Below are 20,496 nucleotides of genomic sequence, written 5' to 3' on the forward strand. Positions count from 1 at the left end.
CGGAGCCGCGCACCGGCACAGCCCCGCACCCCCTTCACGCCGGCTCCGCGGCGCATCTCTTCCACGGCTCGGTCGTTTGGACATACGTGCACGCATACTCCGTCCCCCGCCGCCAGGTTCCCCCGCCGATTCCGTCCGCACGAGCGGCGGACGACGGCGGGCCCTCGGCCACGCCCATCTACGACGCGCTCTACGCCGAGTACGTCAAGACCTTCCGCTCGCTGCCGGGCGACCGCAGCGGCGAGGAGGAGCTGGGCTTCACCGCGTTCGGCACGCGCCACCCGGCGGCGTACCCGGGCACGTTCAGCAGCTCGTACAGCGCCTACAGCGCGGGCGCGAGCAGCGCCCGGCACGGCACGGGACAGCAGTCACAGTGGCAGCGGGTCGGGCAGCTCGGCACGATGACGCATGCGCCGGCCGCGCTGCCGCCGGGGACCGGCGGGAACTGACGCGGAAGGGGCGGCCTCCCGTACGGGAGGCCGCCCCTTCGTGCCGTGGTCACGTCCGTGCCGTGGTCACTTCTTCTTCGCGCCGCGCTTCTCGCGCACCCGCACGGAGATATGGATCGGCGTGCCCTCGAAGCTGAACTCCTCGCGCAGCCGGCGCTCGATGAAGCGCCGGTAGCCCGCCTCGATGAAGCCGGATGCGAAGAGCACGAACCGCGGGGGCTTGGTGCCGGCCTGGGTGCCGAAGAGGATGCGCGGCTGCTTGCCGCCCCGGACGGGGTGCGGGTGGGCCGCGACCAGCTCGCCCAGGAAGGCGTTCAGCCGGCCGGTCGGGACGCGCGTCTCCCAGCCCGCGAGGGCCGTCTCGATCGCCGGGACCAGCTTCTCCATGTGCCGGCCGGTGCGCGCCGAGACGTTCACCCGGGGCGCCCAGGCGATCTGGGCGAGCTCGGTCTCGATCTCCCGCTCCAGGTAGTAGCGGCGCTCCTCGTCGAGGGTGTCCCACTTGTTGAAGGCCACGACCACCGCGCGCCCGGCCTCGACGGCCATGGTCACGATGCGCTGGTCCTGCACCGAGATGTTCTCGGCGGCGTCGATCAGGATGACGGCGACCTCGGCCTTCTCGACGGCGGCCGCGGTGCGCAGCGAGGCGTAGTAGTCGGCGCCCTGCTGGAGGTGGACGCGCTTGCGGATACCGGCGGTGTCGACGAACTTCCAGGTGACGCCGCCCAGTTCGATCAGCTCGTCGACCGGGTCGCGGGTGGTGCCCGCGATTTCGTTGACGACGACGCGCTCCTCGCCGGCCACCTTGTTCAGCAGCGAGGACTTGCCGACGTTCGGGCGCCCGATCAGCGCGATGCGCCGGGGACCGCCCACGCCCGCCCCGCCGAAGCTCTGCTCCGGTGCCTCGGGCAGCGCCTCCAGGACGGCGTCCAGCATGTCGCCGGTGCCGCGGCCGTGCAGCGCGGACACAGGGTGCGGCTCGCCCAGGCCCAGCGACCACAGGTAGGTGGCGTCGGCCTCACCGCTCGGGCCGTCGACCTTGTTGGCGCACAGCACCACCGGCTTGCCCGCCTTGCGCAGCAGCCGTACGACGGCCTCGTCGGTGTCGGTGGCGCCGACCTTGGCGTCCACCACGAAGACCACCGCGTCGGCCGCCTCGATGGCGAACTCGGCCTGCGCGGCCACGGAGGCGTCGATACCGAAGACGTCCTGCTCCCAGCCGCCGGTGTCGACGACCTTGAAGCGGCGCCCGGCCCATTCGGCCTCGTAGGTGACGCGGTCGCGGGTGACGCCGGGCTTGTCCTCGACGACGGCCTCGCGGCGGCCGATGATCCGGTTCACCAGGGTCGACTTGCCGACGTTCGGGCGGCCCACGACGGCGAGCACCGGGAGCGGGCCGTGCCCGGCCTCCTCGATGGCGCCCTCGACGTCCTCGAGGGCGAAGCCCTCCTCCACGGCGAGCTCCATGAACTCCGCGTACTCGGCGTCGCCGAGCGCCCCGTGGTCGTACTCGTGCTCGGCCGAGCCATCGGGCTGGATGTGGTCGTTCATGAAGTCCGTACCTCGTTCATCGTGGTGATCGGTGGACCTCCCGTCACGGGTGATCCACTACTCAGTCTCGCCCAGCACCCGGTGGGGCGCCCGGCGTTTTCGTCGCTAGCGCCCGGTCAGGCGTCTGGCGCTCCGAAGGTGCTCGGTGAGCTGCTTCTGGATCCGCTCGGTCGCCTCGTCCAGCGCCCGGCGGGTGCGGCGGCCGCTGCCGTCGCCCGCGTCGAAGGGCTCGCCGAAGACGACGTCGACGCGGCTGCGCAGCGGCGGCAGCGCCTTTATCAACCGTCCGCGGCGCTCGGCGCTTCCCATAACGGCCACCGGCACGATCGGCGCGTCGCCGCGGACCGCGAAGTAGGCGAGCCCGGCGCGCAGCGAGGCGAAGTCGCCCTCGCCCCGGGTGCCCTCCGGGAAGATGCCGAGGGCGCCGCCGTTCCTGAGCACGCCGAGGGCCTGGGTGATCGCCGTGCGGTCGGCGGCCGCGCGGTCCACCTTCAGCTGGCCGATGCCGGTCAGGAAGGGGTCGAGGGGGCCGATGAAGGCCTCCTTCTTGATCAGGAAGTGCACGGGCCGCGGGCACACGCCCATGACCATCGGGCCGTCGATGTTGTGGCTGTGGTTGACGGCGAAGATCACCGGTCCGGCCACGGGCACCTTCCAGGCGCCCAGCACGCGCGGCTTCCACAGCCCGTACATCAGGCCGACGCCGATCCGGCGCCCGATCTCGGCGCCCTGCTCGGACGGAATCCCGGCAGCCCGCTCGGACGGAAGGCTCACTCTCCGGCCCGCTTCTCCTCGACGAGGGTGACGACACACTCGATGACCTGGGCCAGCGTGAGGTCGGTGGTGTCGACCTCGACCGCGTCGCCGGCCTTGGCCAGCGGCGAGGTCGTGCGGCTGGAGTCGGCCGCGTCGCGCTTCAGCAGCGCCTCGCGGGTCGAGTGCACGTCGGCATCCTTCAGCTCTCCGCTGCGGCGGGCGGCACGGGCCTCCGCCGAGGCGGTCAGGAAGATCTTCAGGTCGGCGTCGGGCAGCACGGTCGTGCCGATGTCCCGGCCCTCGACCACGATGCCGAGCTCCGCGCCGGCCGCGATGGAGCGCTGGAGCTCGGTGATCCGGGACCGGACCTCGGGCACCGCGCTGACCGCGCTGACCTGGGAGGTGACCTCCTGGGTGCGGATCGGCCCGGCGACGTCGATGCCGTCGACGGTGATCGTGGGCTTGTCCGGGTCGGTGCCGGAGACGATCTCGGGCTTGCCCGCGACCGCGGCGATCGCGGTGGGGTCCTCCACGTCGATCCCGTTGCTCACCATCCACCAGGTGATCGCCCGGTACTGGGCGCCGGTGTCCAGGTAGCTGAGGCCCAGCTGGGCGGCCACGGCCTTGGAGGTGCTCGACTTGCCGGTGCCGGAGGGGCCGTCGATGGCGACAATCACGGGCTGGGCGGCGCCGTTTTCCACGGAGGGACACCTTCCTGGTGCGGTGAGGCTGGTGGGGTGCGGGACGTCAGAACGCCCCACACAAGGTTACCGGCCCTTCGACACCCCTCCGACTGCCGGAGGGACCGGCCCCGTACGGCGGGTCCCTCCGGTGTGCTCCTCTCCGCCCCGGACAGCGCCCGGAGCCTTCCCCCGGGCCCCGCGGGGACGCCCTACTGCCGGATCGACCAGCCCCGCTCGCGCAGGGCCGCCGTCAGCATCGGCGCGGCCTTCGGCTCCACCATCAGCTGCACCAGGCCCGCCTGCTGCCCGGTCGCGTGCTCGATGCGCACGTCCTCGATGTTGACCCCGGCCCGGTCGGCGTCGGCGAAGATCCGGGCCAGCTGTCCGGGCTGGTCGTCGATGAGCACCGCCACCGTCTCGTACACCCGGGGCGCCGAGCCGTGCTTGCCGGGGACCCTTATCTGCCCGGCGTTGCCGCGCCGCAGCACGTCCTCGATGCCGGCCGCGCCCTCGCGCCGCTTGTCCTCGTCGGAGGACGCGAGGGCACGCAGCGCACGGACCGTCTCACCGAGGTCGGCGGAGACGTCCGCGAGCAGGTCGGCGACCGGCCCGGGGTTCGCGGAGAGGATGTCGATCCACATCCTGGGGTCCGAGCCCGCGATCCGGGTCACGTCACGGATGCCCTGCCCGGACAGCCGTACGGCGGCCTCCTCGGCGTTCTCCAGGCGCGCGGCGACCATGCTGGACACCAGGTGGGGCATGTGCGAGACGAGGGCGACGGCACGGTCGTGGGCGTCGGCGTCCATGACGACCGGGACGGCACGGCAGTGCGAGACCAGCTCCAGGGCCAGGTTCAGCACCTCGGTCTCGGTGTCCCGGGTGGGCGTGAGCACCCAGGGGCGGCCCTCGAACAGGTCGCCCGTCGCGGCCAGCGGGCCCGACTTCTCCCGGCCGGACATCGGGTGGGTGCCGAGATAGCGCGACAGGTCCAGGCCCAGCTCCTCCAGCTCGCGGCGCGGGCCGCCCTTGACGCTGGCCACGTCGAGATAGCCGTAGGCCACGTCCCGGCGCATGGCGTCGGCGAGCACCCCGGCCACGTGCGCGGGCGGCGCCGCGACCACCGCGAGGTCGACCCGCCCGGCGGGCTCCTCGTCGGTGCCGGCCCCCAGCGCGGCCGCGGTACGGGCCTGCTCGGGGTCGTGGTCGGCGAGATGGACGGTGACGCCCCGCTGGACGAGGGCCAGCGCCACCGAGGTGCCGATGAGCCCGGTTCCTATGACGAGTGCGGTCCTCACTGGGCGATGTCCTTACGCAGGGCGGCGGCCGCACCGAGGTACACATGGGCGATGTCGGCGCGCGGCCGGTCGGATTCGATGTGGGCGAGGACCCGGACGACGCGGGGCATCGCCCCCTCGACCTCCAGCTCCTGGGCGCAGATCAGCGGCACGTCGACGATGCCCAGCTTGCGGGCGGCCACCGCGGGGAAGTCGCTGTGCAGATCGGGCGTGGCCGTGAACCAGATGCTGATCAGGTCCTCGGTGGTCAGGCCGTTGCGCTCGAGGAGCTCGGTGAGCAGCGCGCCGACCCGCTCCTCCATGTGCCCGGCCTCGTCCCGCTCCAGTTGCACGGCTCCCCGGACCGCTCGTACCGCCACGGTGCTGCTCCTCGCTGGTCTGCGTCTGTGCTGTTGGCCTGACCAGCGTAGTCAGCTCGCGCGGGAACGGCGTACGGCTCGAGTCCGCCTGGAGGCGCTCCATAGTCACACGCCGTGAGCACCCCGGCGTCCGTCACCCACCGCCTCCCGCGCGGCCCGGTCACATGTCCCACAGCGCCCCGAGGGCCGTCAGCTCGCCGTGGTACTCGATCCGGTCCGCCCACTCGGCGGGCCAGGCCGCCGCGCCCAGGTACGCCCCCGCGAAGGCGCCCGCGAGACAGGCGAGGGAGTCGGAGTCCCCGGAGGAGCAGGCGGCCCGGCGCAGCGCGGTCAGCGGCTCGTCCACGAACAGCAGGAAGCACAGCAGCCCGGTCGCCAGCGCCTCCTCGGCGATCCAGCCCTCCCCGGTGGCCAGGCACGGGTCGGTCTCGGGGGAAGGCTCGCGCAGCGCCTCCTGAAGCCGTGCCAGGACGGCGAGGCAGTCGTCCCAGCCGCGCGCGATGAAGTGCTCGGGCGAGGGGTCCTGGGCGCGGGTCCACAGGTCGCCGAGCCAGGTGTGGTGGTAGCGGGTGCGGTTGTCGTAGGCGTACGACCGCAGCAGTCCGACCAGTCCGGTCGGCTCGGCGCCCTGGGCGAGCAGCCGTACGGCGTGCGCGGTGAGGTCGGAGGCGGCGAGCGCGGTGGGATGGCCGTGGGTGAGGGCGGCCTGCAACTGGGCGGCGCCCGCGCGCTGTTCGTCGCTCAGGCCGGGGGCGAGGCCGACCGGCGCGACCCGCATGTTGGCACCGCAGCCCTTGGAGCCGACCTGGCTGGCGTCCTGCCAGGCGCGGCCCTCGGCCTTGAGGAGGCTGCACGCGACCAAACAGGTGTTGCCGGGGGCGCGGTTGTTCTCCGGTGACTGGTACCAGTCCACGAACTCCTCGCGCACCGGCCGCTCCAGCCGCCCGGGCCCGAGCACGCCGCGGTCCATGGCGGTGCGCAGGCCGCGGCCGAGGGCGAGGGTCATCTGGGTGTCGTCGGTGACGAACGCCGGCTTCGGCAGCGCCATCTGCCGCCAGGGCCCGCACTTGGCGAGGATGGACGGCACGTCGTTGAACTCGGTCGGGAAGCCCAGCGCATCCCCCAGCGCAAGCCCGATCAACGCCCCGGTCGCGGCGTTCTTCCCCTTGATGCCGGTCATACTGCACGTCCTTCCCGGGACGGTCGGAGCAGGGGTGGATGCAGTGCGGTGGCGGTGCCCGCGCGGTAGACGGCGGCGGGCTTGCCGCGGCCTCCGGTCAGCCGCGCGGCGCCGGGCACGGCTTCCACGAAGCCGGGGGTGGCGAGCACCTTGCGGCGGAAGTTGGGCCGGTCCAGCGGGGTGCCCCACACGGTCTCGTAGACCTGCTGGAGCTCGCCGAGGGTGAACTCGGGCGGGCAGAAGGCGGTGGCGAGGCAGGTGTGCTCCAGCCGGGCGCCGACCCGGTCGTGGGCGTCGGCGAGGATCCGGTCGTGGTCGAAGGCCAGCGGCCCGGCCGTGCCGTACGGCAGCCAGCCCGCCCGGGCCGCGTCCCCGCCGCCGCGCGCCTCGGGGGCGTCGGGCAGCAGGGCGGTGAAGGCGACCGACACGACCCGCATCCGGGGGTCGCGGCCGGGTTCGCTGTAGGTCCGCAGCTGCTCCAGGTGCAGCCCGGAGACGTCCGCCAGGCCGGTCTCCTCGGCGAGTTCGCGCCGGGCGGCCGTCTCGGCCGACTCCTCGGGCAGCACGAAGCCGCCGGGCAGGGCCCAGCGGCCGGCGTGGGGCTCCTGCCCGCGCTGGACGAGCAGGACGTGCAGGGCGCCCTCGCGCAGGGTCAGGACCGCGAGGTCGACGGTGACGGCGAAGGGTTCGTACGCGTGCTTGTCGTACCCGTCCACGACCACCACCCCCTTTTATAGTCACTGCGACTATAAAAGGGGGTGGTGGGGGATCACAAGCTGTTTAGAGGTCGACTTCCTTCATCAGCATCCCGACCTCGGTGTTCGACAGCCGGCGCAGCCAGCCCGACTTCTGGTCGCCCAGGGTGATCGGGCCGAAGGAGGTGCGCACCAGCTTCTCGACCGGGAAACCGGCCTCGGCGAGCATGCGGCGCACGATGTGCTTGCGGCCCTCGTGCAGGGTCACCTCGACGAGGTAGTTCTTGCCGGTCTGCTCGACGACCCGGAAGTGGTCCGCCCGGGCGTAGCCGTCCTCCAGCTGGATGCCGTCCTTGAGCTTCTTGCCCAGGTCGCGCGGGATCGGGCCGACGATGGCCGCGAGGTAGGTCTTCTTCACCCCGTACTTGGGGTGGGTCAGCCGGTGGGCCAGCTCGCCGTGGTTGGTGAGCAGGATGACGCCCTCGGTCTCCGTGTCGAGGCGGCCGACGTGGAAGAGCCGCGTCTCACGGTTGGTGACGTAGTCGCCGAGGCACTGACGGCCCTCGGGGTCCTCCATGGTGGAGACGACACCGGCGGGCTTGTTCAGCGAGAAGAACTGGTACGACTGCGTCGCCACGGTCAGACCGTCGACCTTGACCTCGTCCTTCTCCGGGTCGACCCGCTTGCCCTGCTCCAGCACGATCTCGCCGTTGACCTCGACACGGGCCTGCTCGATCAGCTCCTCGCAGGCGCGCCGGGAGCCGTAGCCGGCCCGGGCGAGGACCTTCTGCAGCCGCTCGCCCTCCTGCTCGGCGCCCGGGAAGGTCTTGGGCGGCTTGACGTCCTTCTTGCCCGCGTACCGCTCGCGGTTGCGCTCCTCGGCCCGCGTCTCGTACTCGCGCGAGCGTCCGGGGGCCGTACGGCCGCGCCCCGTGCCCTGCTGGGACTGTTTGGGGCCGCCCTTGGCTCCGCCGCGCGCGGCGCCGCCGCGACCGGACTTGGGGCCGTCCTGGGCCGCTCCGGGGCCCACGTCGTAGCGGCGCTCCTCGGGGCGGGGCTTGCGGGGACGGCCGCCCTGCCCCTGGCGCTCGTCCCTGTTGTTTCCGGCGCCGCGGAAGTTGCCGCGCCCGCCGTTCCTGCCGCCGCCGCTACCGCTACCGCTACCGCTGCTTCGCATCAAATGTCCGTCGTCGTCGAGTGTTCGCCGTCTGCGTCCGGACCGCCGTCGGGGGCGTCCGGGTCGAACGACGGCACCCCTTCCTGGGTCTCGGCCTCGATCGCGTCCGCCTCCGGGAGGAAGGGCGCGAGCTCCGGGAGTTCGTCCAGACCGCGCAGGCCCATCCGCTCCAGGAAGTAGTTCGTCGTCACATACAGGATCGCACCTGTTTCGGGTTCCGTGCCCGCCTCCGCCACCAGACCGCGCTGGAGGAGGGTCCTCATCACGCCGTCGCAGTTGACCCCGCGCACGGCCGAGACCCGGCTGCGGCTGACCGGCTGGCGGTACGCCACGACGGCCAGGGTCTCCAGCGCCGCCTGGGTGAGCCGGGCGGTCTGCCCCTCCAGGACGAGTTTCTCCACGGCCGCGGCGTACTCGGGGCGGGTGTAGAAGCGCCAGCCGCCCGCGACGAACCGCAGCTCGAAGCCACGGCCCTGGGCCGCGTAGTCCTCGGCCAGCTCGCGCAGCGCCTTGGTGATCTGCCGTCTGGGCCGTTCGAGCAGCTTCGCCAGATGCTCCTCGGTCGCGGGCTCGTCCACGACCATGAGCACGGCCTCCAGGGCGGGCCTGAGGTCGAGCTCGGCCACGGAACGCGGGCCGCCCGACGCCTCGGTGCCGGACTCGCTCACGGCTTCCTCTCCTCCTTCGGCTCCTCGGGCGGCCGGTCGAACTCGTCCGTCACCCTCGGCGTATCGTCCCCGTCCCCGCCGGTCCACCGCACCAGCAGGTCCCCCAGCGCCTCCTCCTGCTCCAGCGCGACGGCCTTCTCCCGGTACAGCTCCAGCAGCGCCAGGAACCGGGCCACGACGGTCAGGGTGCCGTCGGCGTCCGACACGAGCGCCTGGAAGCTGGCCTCCCCCAGCTCGCGGAGCCGCGAGACGACGATCCCGGCCTGTTCCTGCACGCTGACGAGCGGCGCGTGGATGTGGTCGACGTAGACCTGCGGCCTGGGCCTGGGCTGCATCGCCTTCACGGCGAGCCTGGCGAACCCCTCGGGGCCGATGCTGATGACGACCTCGGGCAGCAGTTCGGCGAGCTGCGGCTCCAGACCGACGGTACGGGGGTAGCGCCGCGCCTCGTCCGCCAGCCGCCGGTCGAAGATCTCCGCGATCTGTTTGTACGCGCGGTACTGGAGCAGCCGTGCGAACAGCAGGTCCCGGGCCTCCAGCAGGGCCAGGTCGGCCTCGTCCTCGACCTCGGCGGCCGGGAGCAGCCGGGCGGCCTTCAGGTCGAGCAGGGTCGCGGCCACGACGAGGAACTCGGTCGTCTGGTCCAGGTCCCAGTCCGGGCCCATGGCCCGGATGTGCGCCATGAACTCGTCGGTGACCTTGGACAGCGCCACCTCGGTGACGTCCAGCTTGTGCTTGGAGATCAGCTGGAGCAGGAGATCGAAGGGGCCTTCGAAGTTGGCGAGCCGGACCTTGAAGACGCCGTCACCGGGCTCACCGGCGGAGGTCTCGGACTCCGGCGAGGCCTCGGGCTCAGACTGTGACTCGGCCTCGGCCTCGGGCTCAGGCTGTCGCTCGGGCTCGGGCGGCTCCGCCTCAGGCCCCTCGGCCTCCGGGCGATCGGCTTCAAGCACCTCGACCTCAGGACGCTCGGCCTCGGCCGACCCGGTCCCGGACGGTTCGTCCCCGGCCCCGGCGCTCTCCGCCGCCGCGGGGGCCACGGTCCCGCCCGCCCCCGGCCCGCGCCCCAGCGCACGCCGACGCCCGCCGGCACCACCGGCCGCGGCAGCGGGAACGTCGTTCGAGGTCATGGCCTCCGCAGGCTACCCCTACCGTCCCCGGAGCCGCCGAACCAGAATGCTCGCTTCCCCGCGCGTCTCGAGATCCGCGAGCACCACGGCGACCGCCTCGCGGACGATCCGCCCACGGTCCACCGCCAGTCCGTGCTCCCCGCGGAGCACCAGACGGGCGTGCTCCAGATCCATCAGCTCCTCGGCGGACACATAGACGGTGATCTTCTCGTCGTGCCGCTCCCGCCCGCTCGGGCGCCGCGAGGAGCTCCGCCCCCGCTTGCGCGGCTCCGTGGCTGAACCTTCCTGCGGCGGTACGGCCTGCCGCCGGGCGGAGCCGCGGCTGCGGGACTCCCCGGCCTCGGCCCCCTCCGCGTCGGCCGCGACGTGCTCCGCCCCGTCCCCGTCCCCGGCCTGCGCGGGCACCGCCTGCGGTGCGTCCTCCGCGGCCGCGACGGCGTCGCCCTCACCGGTCGGCGGGGGCACCCGGGCCTCGCCGCCTGCCTGGCGTCGTGGGGTGGACGGCTGAAGCGCCGTGCCCCCTGTCGTACGGAAGAGTTCGTCGGCCCCCGGCAGACTCACTCGGCGTGACACCGGGCGAGCACCTCCCTGGCGAGCTGACGGTAGGCGGCGGCACCGACGGAGTTGGAGGCGTAGGTGGTGATCGGCTCGCCGGCGACCGTGGTCTCCGGGAAGCGCACCGTGCGGCCGATGACCGTGTGGTAGACGTGATCGTCGAACGCCTCGACGACACGCGCGAGCACCTCACGGCTGTGCACGGTGCGCGAGTCGTACATCGTGGCGAGGATCCCGTCGAGCTCCAGCTCCGGGTTGAGCCGCTCCTGGACCTTCTCGATGGTCTCGGTCAGCAGCGCGACACCGCGGAGGGCGAAGAACTCGCACTCCAGGGGGACGATCACCTTGTGGGCGGCCGTCAGCGCGTTGACGGTGAGCAGGCCGAGCGAGGGCTGACAGTCGATCACGATGTAGTCGTAGTCGTCCATCAGCGGCTTCAGCGCGCGCTGGAGCGTGGACTCGCGGGCCACCTCGGAGACCAGCTGGACCTCGGCCGCCGAGAGGTCGATGTTGCTGGGCAGCAGGTCCATGTTGGGGACCGCGGTCTTCAGGAGCACCTCGTCCGCCGACATGCCCCGCTCCATGAGCAGGTTGTAGACGGTGAGGTCGAGCTCCATCGGGTTGACACCGAGACCCACCGACAGCGCGCCCTGCGGGTCGAAGTCCACGAGCAGCACCCGGCGGCCGTACTCCGCGAGAGCGGCACCCAGGTTGATGGTCGACGTGGTCTTGCCCACGCCGCCCTTCTGGTTGCACATCGCGATGATCGTCGCGGGACCGTGGTTGGTCAGCGGTCCCGGGATCGGGAAGTACGGCAGCGGGCGTCCGGTCGGGCCGATGCGCTCACGGCGCTGACGGGCAGCGTCGGGTGCGAGCGTGGCCGCGTACTCCGGGTCCGGCTCGTATTCGGCGTCGGGGTCGTAGAAGTGCCCCTCGGGCAGTTCGTCGTAGTCGGCGAAGTGGTTGTGGGGCGCGCCACTTCCGTCGCCGGCCATGGCGTTCACGTGATGGCCATCCATGCTCTGGTGTGCTGACAGAGCCGTGTGGGGGCTGGTCTGGCTCTGGCGGGCTGCGAAGGTTCGGACAGCGACGGAGCCGACAGCCTCGAGCCCCGTGGAGCCCTGGCCCCGCGTAGGCATTCCTGGTTGACCACCCCCGGGAGAAAATGTCGACTCATTCACAAGTCGTCTTACCTCCTTGGTGACCAGGAAACTTCTAGACAAGGTCAGCGTGGCACCATGCCGACGGTTGGCGACTCTATGGCGTGTCGAGGGTCCGCAGCAACACAATCCGCCGGACCCGGCCGGATGTGTCGGCAATGAAACATCCCTCTGTCAAGGGCGTACGGGCGTCGCACGGCAGGTTTCACGGGTGTGCGAATCGGTTCAAGGGTTACGTTCGAGGCGAGTTGGCCTAGAGTCGCAAAGTGACCATACACACATCCGGCCGGACCTTGTCGGCAAGGTCCGGCCGGATGCGTGGTGTTGACGACCTGTGTTGACGAATCGCCTTTTACCGAACGGTGACTCGGCGACCCGGACCGTCGGCCGAGGTCAGCCGAGCAGGGTCTCCAGCTCGAGGTGCTCCAGGCCGTGCGCCTCGGCGACCTCGCGGTAGACGACCTTGCCGTCGTGGGTGTTCAGGCCCTTGGCGAGCGCGGGGTCGCGGCGCAGCGCCTCGGCCCAGCCGTTGTTGGCGAGCGAGACGATGTACGGCAGCGTGGCGTTGGTGAGCGCGTAGGTGGAGGTGTTGGGCACCGCGCCCGGCATGTTGGCGACGCAGTAGAAGACCGAGTTGTGGACCGGGAAGGTCGGCTCGGCGTGGGTGGTGGGACGGGAGTCCTCGAAGCAGCCGCCCTGGTCGATCGCGATGTCGACAAGGACACTTCCGGGCTTCATCCGGGAGACCAGCTCGTTGGTGACGAGCTTCGGGGCCTTGGCGCCCGGGATGAGGACGGCGCCGATGACGAGGTCGGCGTCGAGGACGGCCTTCTCCAGCTCGAAGGCGTTGGACATGACGGCCTTGATCTTGGTGCCGAAGATCTTGTCGGCCTCGCGCAGCTTGTTGATGTCGCGGTCGAGCAGGGTCACGTCGAAGCCCATGCCGATGGCGATCTGCGCGGCGTTCCAGCCGGAGACGCCGCCGCCGATGACGACGGCCTTGGCCGGGGTGACACCGGGGACGCCGCCGGGCAGGACGCCACGGCCGCCGACCGGGCGCATCAGGTGGTAGGCGCCGACCTGCGGGGCCAGCCGGCCCGCGACCTCGGACATCGGGGCGAGCAGCGGCAGTGCGCGGTTGGCCAGCTCGACGGTCTCGTAGGCGATGGCCGTGGTGCCGGACTCCAGGAGGGCGTCCGTGCACTCCCTGGAGGCGGCCAGGTGCAGGTAGGTGAAGAGCGTCTGGTCCTTGCGGAGGCGGTGGTACTCCTCGGCGATGGGCTCCTTGACCTTCAGCAGCAGGTCGGCGGAGGCCCAGACCTCGTCGGCGGTGTCCAGGATCTCCGCACCGGCGGCCACGTACTCGTCGTTCGTGATCGAGGAGCCGAGACCGGCGTCGCGCTCGACGACGACCTGGTGGCCGTTGCGCACCAGCTCGTGCACACCGGCGGGGGTGATGGCCACCCGGAACTCGTTGTTCTTGACCTCGCGGGGGATGCCGACCTTCACGTCGATCACGGTCCTTGGCTCAGAGGGGGATTGCACGACATACCCGTATACGCAGGGGCATACCGGGAGACACCGCAGGAGAACGTGCGGCAGAGCCAGTTTAATGAAGGTGTTCCCGCTGTCTAGCCTTTCATTGCATCAATCTTCAGCAGATGTACTGCGGATTTCGCAGGCATTAGGGCCTTGTTCCGGGGGTTCCTCGCCGGTAACGACCTCCTGGAGCTCCTCCCCCAGCATGCGCTCGGCCGTCACGCGGTGCAGCCGCGCGGCCGCCGGGTCGCCCAGGTGCTCCAGGATGTCGGCCGTCCTGAGGTGCAGTGCCGCCTGGAGACGCTGGTCCTCCGCCCGCCTCGCCCACTCCACCGCCTCCTGGCAGGTGCGCAGGCATTCCTCGGGCCGCCCGGCGTACTCCTGCACGCGCGCCAGCTCGCTCAACGCCCGTGCCTGCGCGGCGACATCGCCCTCCTTGCGGTGGCCCGCGACAGCCGCCCGCCAGCCCCGCAGCGCCTCGCCGTAGCGGCCCGCGTAGGTGTGCGCGGTGGCGATACGGCCGTACAGCCGGGCGGCGTCCGCGCGCTCGTCCCGGGCCAGCCGCTGGGCCAGCGCCCGCCCGAACCAGTCGGCCGCCCGGTCGTAGTCCCCGAGTTCCAGATGCGCGCCGCCTACGGATTCCATCGCCCGGCCGGTCGCGTACGGGTCGTTCGCCCGGCGCCCGGCGTCCAGAGCGGTCCGGAAACGCACCAGCGCCTCGGCCGTGCGTCCCGTGCGGGCGTCCAGATCACCCAGGTTCAGCAGGGCCGCGGCCTGCTCCCGGGCCAGCCCGCGGCGCTCGGCCACGTCCAGCACCAGTCCGTGCAGGCCGTACAGGTCGGCCGCCGCGGCCTGGGTGCCGATGTGCGCGACCATGGTCCGCACCAGCTGGGACATCAGCCGCCGGGCCAGCGTGTCCAGCTCGCCGTCGGCGACCGCCAGCCGGGCGGAGGCGAGCAGCGCGGGCCGCCGGACAACCAGCCACTCGGCGGCCGCCCGCGGGCTGGGGAAGCGCAGCGAACGGGGCATGCCGAGCAGCTTCTCGCGGGCCTGCGGACTGTCCGTCTCGGTGATCGCCCGGCAGGACTGGAGCAGCCGTACGGTCCGCTCCAGCATGCGCGCCCGCGCCAGCTGGAGCTCGGCCGGGCGGTCCTGGGACTCGGCGAGGGCCTTCAGCAGCGGCTGGAGGCAGCCGGGGACCTCGTACTGCGGCAGCGGGGCGTCCAGGGCGTGCAGCAGGCCGAGCGCGACGAAGTCGTCCAGGGTGGTGCGGGCGCTGCTGACCGAGCACCCGGCGAGCGCGGAGGCCGTGTGCGGGTCGACCAGACCGGCCGGGGCGAGCGAGAGCAGTCGCAGTATCCGGGCGGCGGGGGCGGGCAGCGAGCCGTAGGCGAGCCGGAAGACCCGGGCGAGCGGGGCGCCGGACTCGTCGCCCTCGGCGTGCAGATGCTTGGCCAGGTCGGCGACGGCGGCCTTGGGCCGGGCCGCGAGCCAGCCGCCCGCCATCATCAGCGCGGCCGGCTGCGCCTGGCACTCCTCCACCAGGCCCTCGGCGGCCCGCGGGTCCACGGTGATCCGGACCGACCCGGTGTGCCGCGAGAGCAGCTCCAGGGCCGACTTGGTGTCCAGCCCGCCCAGCGTGCAAGGCCGTACGTCGGAGATGCCGGTCAGCGGCCCGCCGGAGACGGCCACGACCAGGCTCTCGGGCGAGTCCGGCAGCAGCGCGTCGACCTGTGCGGCGTCGACGGCGTCGTCCAGCAGGAGCAGCGCCCGGCGCCCGGCGAGGGCCTCGCGCAGCGCCGCCGCGAGCTCGTCCTCGGCCGCGCCCGGCGGCGTGGGCAGCTCCAGCGCGGTGAGCAGGTCCCGGGCCACGCGCTCGACGGGTACGGGGGTACCGCCGGGCTCGCTCAGCCGGGCGCGCAGTACCCCGTCCGGGTAACGGTGGGTGACCTGGCGCACCAGCTCCTCGGCCAGCGCGCTGCGTCCCGACCCGGGCCGCCCGGCGATCAGCAGCACACGTGCGCGGGGCGCCTTGCGCCCGGAGAGGGTGTCCAGCCCGGCCCGCTCGATGTCGGCGCACAGGCCCTTCAACTCCCGGGTACGCCCGAGAAACCCATCCTCACCGGCCTGGACCGACAGCCGCGCACCACCGGTGTCCACCGCCTGATCCGTCACGGGCCACACTCCCGTCCCACCGCACGCGCAAGCCCGCCGGGACTCCGGTTCGGGCGTTTCCAGAGCCTAGTTCACGCTCTGCGACGGACCGGTCCGAGCAGGCCGACACCGATCAAGGACTCCCCTGATCGGATCAACGGACAGTAGGACAGCGCCCTTGGAGGCCAGCCGCCCTCAAGGGGCGCGGGACAGTGTCCGATCTGCGGCTCCGCCGCGTGGGCGCGACAAGCCACGACGGCGCAGCACTCAACCGCGCAAGCCGAGCCCGAGCGGCGCTCACACCTCGAACGGCCGTGCAGGCCAAGGCGCCAGCGCCGGACGCAACCCCTCCAACCCCGTCCCCTGCCGCGCGGCGACCAGCGACAGCACACCCACCACGAGACAGTTGTTGTGCAACTCCCCGGCGAGCACACCCCGCACCAGTTCGTCCAGCGGCACCCGGGCCAACTCCAGGTCGATCTCCTCGTGCTCCGCCGCGAACCGCTCCCCCTCCGCCTCGGAGAGATCCCGCGCCAGGAAGATCCGGATGGCCTCGTCACAACCGCCGGGCGTCGTGTACACATCCGTCAGCACCCGCCAGGTCTCCGCCTTGACGTGCGCCTCCTCGTACAGCTCCCGCTGGGCCGCGTGCAGCGGGTTCTCCCCGGGCACGTCGAGCAGCCCCGCCGGGATCTCCCACAGCTTGTGCCGTACGGGATGCCGGTACTGGCGGAGCACCAGCACCCGGTCCTGCTCGTCCAGCGCGAGGACGGCCACCGAGCCGGGGTGCACCTGGTAGTCGCGGCGCACCACGGTGCCGTCGGGCATGACCACCTCGTCGGTGCGCACGGAGGTCTTGTTGCCCCGGAAGGGGAACTCCGTCGCCCGGGTCTCCCACTCCTCGGGGGTGTCCTTGATCGTCATGCCAGCCCTTCCACGTGCGAAGACGAAACCGGGGTGCGTCCCATTGAAGGTTCGCACCCCGGCCACCGTACAACTGGTGTGTTACTGAGCAGCCTTCTCCTCGGCCCCCGCCAGCTGACGCTCGACGGACGCCTTCACCAGCCCCGCGAACAGCGGGTGCGGGCGGGTCGGCCGCGAGCGCAGCTCGGGGTGGGCCTGCGTGGCGACCAGGTAGGGGTGGACATCGCGCGGGTACTCGACGTACTCGACGAGCTTGCCGTCCGGGGAGGTGCCCGAGAAGAGGATGCCGGCCTTCTTCTCCAGCTCCGCGCGGTAGGCGTTGTTCACCTCGTAGCGGTGCCGGTGGCGCTCCTCGACGTACTCCTTGCCGTCGTAGACCTCGCGCACGATCGAGCCCTCGGCCAGCTTCGCCGGGTACATGCCGAGCCGCATGGTGCCGCCCATGTCGCCCTCACCGGCGACGATGTCCATCTGCTCGGCCATCGTGGAGATGACCGGGTGGCCGGTCGCCGGGTCGAACTCGGTGGAGTTGGCGTCCGAGATGTCCGCCAGGTGGCGCGCCGCCTCGATCACGATGCACTGCAGGCCCAGGCAGAGGCCGAGCAGCGGGATCTTGTTCTCGCGGGCGTACTTGATCGCGCCGACCTTCCCGAGCACACCGCGGTCGCCGAAGCCGCCGGGGATGCAGATGCCGTCCACGTCGGCCAGCTGGGCCTTGGCGCCGGCCGGGGTCTTGCAGTCGTCCGAGGTGACCCACTTGATCTTGACGCGGGTCTTGTTGGCGAAGCCGCCGGCGCGCAGCGCCTCGGTCACCGACAGATAGGCGTCGGGCAGGTCGATGTACTTGCCGACCAGCGCGAGGGTGACCTCGTGGTCGGGGTTGTGGACGCGGTCGAGCAGGTCGTCCCAGGTCGTCCAGTCCACGTCGCGGAACGGAAGGTCCAGCTTGCGGACGGCGTAGGCGTCCAGGCCCTCGCCGTGCACGGTCTTCGGGATGTCGTAGATCGAGCGGGCGTCGGGGCAGGCCACCACGGCCGCCTCGTCCACGTCGCACATCAGCGAGATCTTGCGCTTGATCGCGGTCGGCACCTCGCGGTCGCAGCGCAGCACGATCGCGTCCGGCTGGATACCGATGTTGCGCAGGGCGGCGACCGAGTGCTGGGTCGGCTTGGTCTTCAGCTCGCCGGAGGGACCGATGTAGGGCAGGAGGGAGATGTGCACGACGAAGACGTTGTCCCGGCCGACCTCGTGGCGGACTTGGCGGACGGTCTCCAGGAACGGCAGCGACTCGATGTCGCCGACCGTGCCGCCGACCTCGGTGATCACGACGTCGACCTCGTCCGTCGCCATACGGCGGATGCGGTGCTTGATCTCGTTGGTGATGTGCGGGATGACCTGCACGGTGTCGCCCAGGTACTCGCCGCGCCGCTCCTTGGCGATCACGGTGGAGTAGACCTGGCCCGTGGTGACGTTGGCGGTGCCGTCCAGGTCACGGTCGAGGAAGCGCTCGTAGTGACCGATGTCGAGGTCGGTCTCGGCGCCGTCGTTGGTGACGAAGACCTCGCCGTGCTGGAACGGGTTCATCGTGCCCGGGTCGACGTTCAGGTACGGGTCGAGCTTCTGCATGACGACCCGCAGACCCCGCGCCTTGAGCAGCATGCCCAGGCTGGAGGCGGTCAGCCCCTTGCCGAGAGAGGAGGCGACACCCCCGGTGACGAAGATGTGCTTGGTCGTCGTGGATTTGGGCGTCATGGCCAAGAGGGGGCTCCCGTGGTCGCTGTCTGGCGGTGCGGTCCGACTGCCGGACCGGAGGATTCCGGCGGCGCCGTCGCTGCGGTTCGGGGGTGCGATCTCAGGGGAGGGACGCCCACCGGTCCACGGGCTACCAGCGTATCAGCGCCGCGGGGCACCGGCTCCCGGCCACGCTCCGCACACACGCGGACACCCTCCAGGTCAGCGTGCCGGGCGGGTCCGCGCAGCTCACCCGCGGCTCACTCGTTCGGCGCAGCCGCGTTGCCCGGAGGGGCACACAGAGCCACCGTGTGCGTCGTATCCTGCTCGGACACTCGCTGTCGAGCCGTCCGGCAACACGGCACCACCCCCGTCCGTAGGTACCGGAAACAACGAGAGCTCGTCAGTTCGTTGAGCGAGGAAGACCGAGACCTGTCCACGGTCCGGCGAGGCATTGCCTCAGACGCGACAACGCGTTACAACAACCCCTTGACCGCACTAGCGACCGCCCCTTCATGGGGTGACGTGGCCGTTCGACTGGAGATGCACGTGGCCGGGCGCATCGAAGACTACGCACTCATCGGAGACATGCAGACCGCGGCACTGGTCTGCCGGGACGGCACAGTCGACTGGCTGTGCCTGCCCCGCTTCGACTCGCACGCCATCTTCGCCGGCCTGCTGGGCACCGAGGAGCACGGCTTCTGGCGCATCGGACCGGCGCACACGTCCGACACCGAGCCGCCCGCCGCGGACCGGCGCACCTATCGCGGCGACTCGCTCATCCTGGAGTCGGAGTGGGACACCCCGCGCGGCACCGTCCGGGTGACGGACTTCATGCCGCCGCGTGACGGCGCTCCCCAGCTGATCCGGATCGTGGAGGGCGTCTCCGGGCGCGTCCCGATGCGCTCGGCGCTGCGGATGCGGTTCAGCTACGGCCGGGTGGTGCCCTGGGTGCACCGCAACGACGAGGGCCGTACGTGCGCGGTCGCCGGCCCCGACTCGGTGTGGTTCGACACCGAGGCCGAGACCTACGGCCGGTCGCTGACCACGTACTCCGACTTCACCGTGGCCCCCGGCGACCGGATCGCGTTCACGGTCTCCTGGCAGCCCTCGCACAAGGAGGCGCCGCCGCTGCCGGAGCCGGAGCAGTCGCTGACGGCGACCGAGGACTTCTGGCGCGAGTGGGTCGAGCAGTGCACGTACCACGGCCCCTACCGCGAGCCGGTCGTACGCTCCCTGATCACGCTGAAGGCCCTGACGTACGCCCCCACCGGCGGCATCGTCGCCGCGCCCACCACGTCCCTGCCCGAGGACATCGGCGGCGTGCGCAACTGGGACTACCGCTACACCTGGCTGCGGGACGCGGCGATCACCCTGTCCTCGCTGCTGCGCACCGGCTACCGCGAGGAGGCCCGCGCCTGGCGCGAGTGGCTGCTGCGCGCGGTGGCCGGCGACCCGGAGAACCTCCAGATCATGTACGGCATCGCCGGTGAGCGCGAGCTCGGCGAGGCCGAACTGGACTGGCTGCCCGGCTACGAGAACTCCGCCCCGGTCCGGGTCGGCAACGGCGCGGCCCACCAGCTCCAGCTCGACGTCTACGGCGAGGTCACCGAGGCCCTGCATCTGGCCCATATGACCGGCCTCGCCCGCAACGACTACGCCTCGCTGCTCCAGCTGAAGCTGATCCGCTACCTGGAGGACCACTGGAACGAGCCGGACGAGGGCATCTGGGAGGTGCGCGGCCCCCGCCGCCACTTCGTGCACTCCAAGGTCATGGCCTGGGTCGCGGTCGACCGCACCATCAAGCTGATCGAGTCCGGTGACGCGGACGGCCCGCTGGAGCGCTGGCGCGAACTGCGCGACGACATCCACCGGGACGTGTGCGAGAAGGGCTACGACAAGGAGCGCAACACCTTCACGCAGTCCTACGGCTCCAAGGAACTGGACGCCTCGCTGCTGCTGATCCCGCAGATGGGCTTCCTGCCGCCGGACGACAAGCGCGTGATCGGCACCATCGAGGCGATCCAGCGCGAGCTGTCCACCTCCGACGGCTTCATCCTGCGCTACCCCACCGAGGGCGAGTCCGAGGGCGTCGACGGCCTGCCGGGCGACGAGGGGGCGTTCCTCGCCTGCTCGTTCTGGATGGCCGACGACCTGGCGATGATCGGCCGTGTCGACGAGGCCCGCCAGCTGTTCGAGCGGCTGCTCGCACTTCGCAACGACCTTGGTCTGCTGGCCGAGGAGTGGGACCCGCGCCTGAAGCGCCAGGTGGGCAACTTCCCGCAGGCCTTCAGCCATGTCCCGCTCATCGACACGGCCCTGCGGCTGACGGCGTCGGGGGCGTACGGCGGCTGAGTCCTTCCGCCGGGCCCGTGACACGGCCCGGCCCCGGCGGGTCCGCCCACCGGGGCCGGGCCGTCGTCGTGCGCCTCGTCGGCCCGGGCCGCCGGCGGGCCGCCCCGGCCTCGCGCGCCTAGGCTGGTAGGGCAT

General features: G+C 71.8%; 18 protein-coding genes. 2 read left to right on the forward strand and 16 right to left on the reverse strand.

Annotation, left to right across the window (positions count from 1 at the left end; all coding sequences use genetic code 11):
* Window positions 1–86: 86 nt before the first annotated feature.
* The gene (locus ACFYR0_RS13895; RefSeq protein ID WP_389326179.1) at window positions 87–449 is read left to right on the forward strand and encodes a hypothetical protein; all 363 of its coding nucleotides are present in this window, start codon (window positions 87–89) and stop codon (window positions 447–449) included.
* A 66-nt stretch (window positions 450–515) separates the two neighbouring features.
* Here the strand turns inward: ACFYR0_RS13895 and der are convergent, their stop codons facing one another.
* The 16 genes from der to ACFYR0_RS13975 form a co-directional block, all read right to left on the reverse strand.
* Entirely contained in the window at window positions 516–2,000 is a 1,485-nt protein-coding gene (gene der, locus ACFYR0_RS13900) for a ribosome biogenesis GTPase Der (protein ID WP_389326182.1), read from the reverse strand.
* Between the two features lie 105 nt (window positions 2,001–2,105).
* A complete protein-coding gene (locus tag ACFYR0_RS13905) occupies window positions 2,106–2,774 on the reverse strand; it encodes a lysophospholipid acyltransferase family protein (RefSeq protein WP_389326185.1) in 669 nt (222 codons plus the stop codon).
* The gene (cmk, locus tag ACFYR0_RS13910; protein ID WP_389326187.1) at window positions 2,771–3,457 is read right to left on the reverse strand and encodes a (d)CMP kinase; all 687 of its coding nucleotides are present in this window, start codon (window positions 3,455–3,457) and stop codon (window positions 2,771–2,773) included. The genes ACFYR0_RS13905 and cmk overlap by 4 nt, the downstream gene beginning before the upstream one ends.
* Window positions 3,458–3,648: 191 nt before the next feature.
* Entirely contained in the window at window positions 3,649–4,734 is a 1,086-nt protein-coding gene (locus ACFYR0_RS13915) for a prephenate dehydrogenase (protein WP_389326190.1), read from the reverse strand.
* Window positions 4,731–5,093, reverse strand: coding sequence for a chorismate mutase (aroH, locus tag ACFYR0_RS13920; RefSeq protein ID WP_389326193.1), 363 nt, complete (start codon window positions 5,091–5,093; stop codon window positions 4,731–4,733). The genes ACFYR0_RS13915 and aroH overlap by 4 nt, the downstream gene beginning before the upstream one ends.
* Before the next feature lie 160 nt (window positions 5,094–5,253).
* Window positions 5,254–6,273, reverse strand: a complete 1,020-nt coding sequence (locus ACFYR0_RS13925; RefSeq protein WP_389326196.1) for an ADP-ribosylglycohydrolase family protein — start codon at window positions 6,271–6,273, stop codon at window positions 5,254–5,256.
* Window positions 6,270–6,998 carry an NUDIX domain-containing protein gene (locus ACFYR0_RS13930; RefSeq protein WP_389326199.1) on the reverse strand — a complete coding sequence of 243 codons (729 nt, stop codon included), beginning with the start codon at window positions 6,996–6,998 and terminating at the stop codon, window positions 6,270–6,272. Before ACFYR0_RS13930 ends, ACFYR0_RS13925 begins: the two co-directional genes overlap by 4 nt.
* 55 nt (window positions 6,999–7,053) lie before the next feature.
* Window positions 7,054–8,145, reverse strand: coding sequence for a pseudouridine synthase (locus ACFYR0_RS13935; protein WP_389326202.1), 1,092 nt, complete (start codon window positions 8,143–8,145; stop codon window positions 7,054–7,056).
* A complete protein-coding gene (gene scpB, locus ACFYR0_RS13940; RefSeq protein WP_389326205.1) occupies window positions 8,145–8,813 on the reverse strand; it encodes an SMC-Scp complex subunit ScpB in 669 nt (222 codons plus the stop codon). The genes ACFYR0_RS13935 and scpB overlap by 1 nt, the downstream gene beginning before the upstream one ends.
* Complete coding sequence (locus ACFYR0_RS13945) at window positions 8,810–9,943, reverse strand: segregation and condensation protein A (protein WP_389326208.1); 1,134 nt, start codon at window positions 9,941–9,943, stop codon at window positions 8,810–8,812. Before ACFYR0_RS13945 ends, scpB begins: the two co-directional genes overlap by 4 nt.
* An 18-nt stretch (window positions 9,944–9,961) precedes the next feature.
* Window positions 9,962–10,516 carry a hypothetical protein gene (locus tag ACFYR0_RS13950; protein WP_389326211.1) on the reverse strand — a complete coding sequence of 185 codons (555 nt, stop codon included), beginning with the start codon at window positions 10,514–10,516 and terminating at the stop codon, window positions 9,962–9,964.
* The gene (locus ACFYR0_RS13955) at window positions 10,501–11,637 is read right to left on the reverse strand and encodes a ParA family protein (protein WP_389326214.1); all 1,137 of its coding nucleotides are present in this window, start codon (window positions 11,635–11,637) and stop codon (window positions 10,501–10,503) included. Before ACFYR0_RS13955 ends, ACFYR0_RS13950 begins: the two co-directional genes overlap by 16 nt.
* A gap of 414 nt (window positions 11,638–12,051) precedes the next feature.
* A complete protein-coding gene (gene ald, locus ACFYR0_RS13960) occupies window positions 12,052–13,167 on the reverse strand; it encodes an alanine dehydrogenase (RefSeq protein WP_389326290.1) in 1,116 nt (371 codons plus the stop codon).
* A gap of 138 nt (window positions 13,168–13,305) precedes the next feature.
* Window positions 13,306–15,372, reverse strand: a complete 2,067-nt coding sequence (locus ACFYR0_RS13965; RefSeq protein WP_389326217.1) for a tetratricopeptide repeat protein — start codon at window positions 15,370–15,372, stop codon at window positions 13,306–13,308.
* Between the two features lie 276 nt (window positions 15,373–15,648).
* Window positions 15,649–16,275, reverse strand: a complete 627-nt coding sequence (locus tag ACFYR0_RS13970) for an NUDIX domain-containing protein (RefSeq protein ID WP_389326220.1) — start codon at window positions 16,273–16,275, stop codon at window positions 15,649–15,651.
* Window positions 16,276–16,356: 81 nt separating this feature from the next.
* Window positions 16,357–18,027, reverse strand: coding sequence for a CTP synthase (locus ACFYR0_RS13975; RefSeq protein WP_386376942.1), 1,671 nt, complete (start codon window positions 18,025–18,027; stop codon window positions 16,357–16,359).
* Between the two features lie 528 nt (window positions 18,028–18,555).
* Between ACFYR0_RS13975 and ACFYR0_RS13980 the strand changes: the two genes are divergently transcribed.
* Entirely contained in the window at window positions 18,556–20,361 is a 1,806-nt protein-coding gene (locus ACFYR0_RS13980; RefSeq protein WP_389326293.1) for a glycoside hydrolase family 15 protein, read from the forward strand.
* Window positions 20,362–20,496 lie beyond the last annotated feature (135 nt).

This window comes from Streptomyces sp. NPDC005017 (genome assembly GCF_042873115.1).
Taxonomy (GTDB): Bacteria; Actinomycetota; Actinomycetes; order Streptomycetales; family Streptomycetaceae; genus Streptomyces.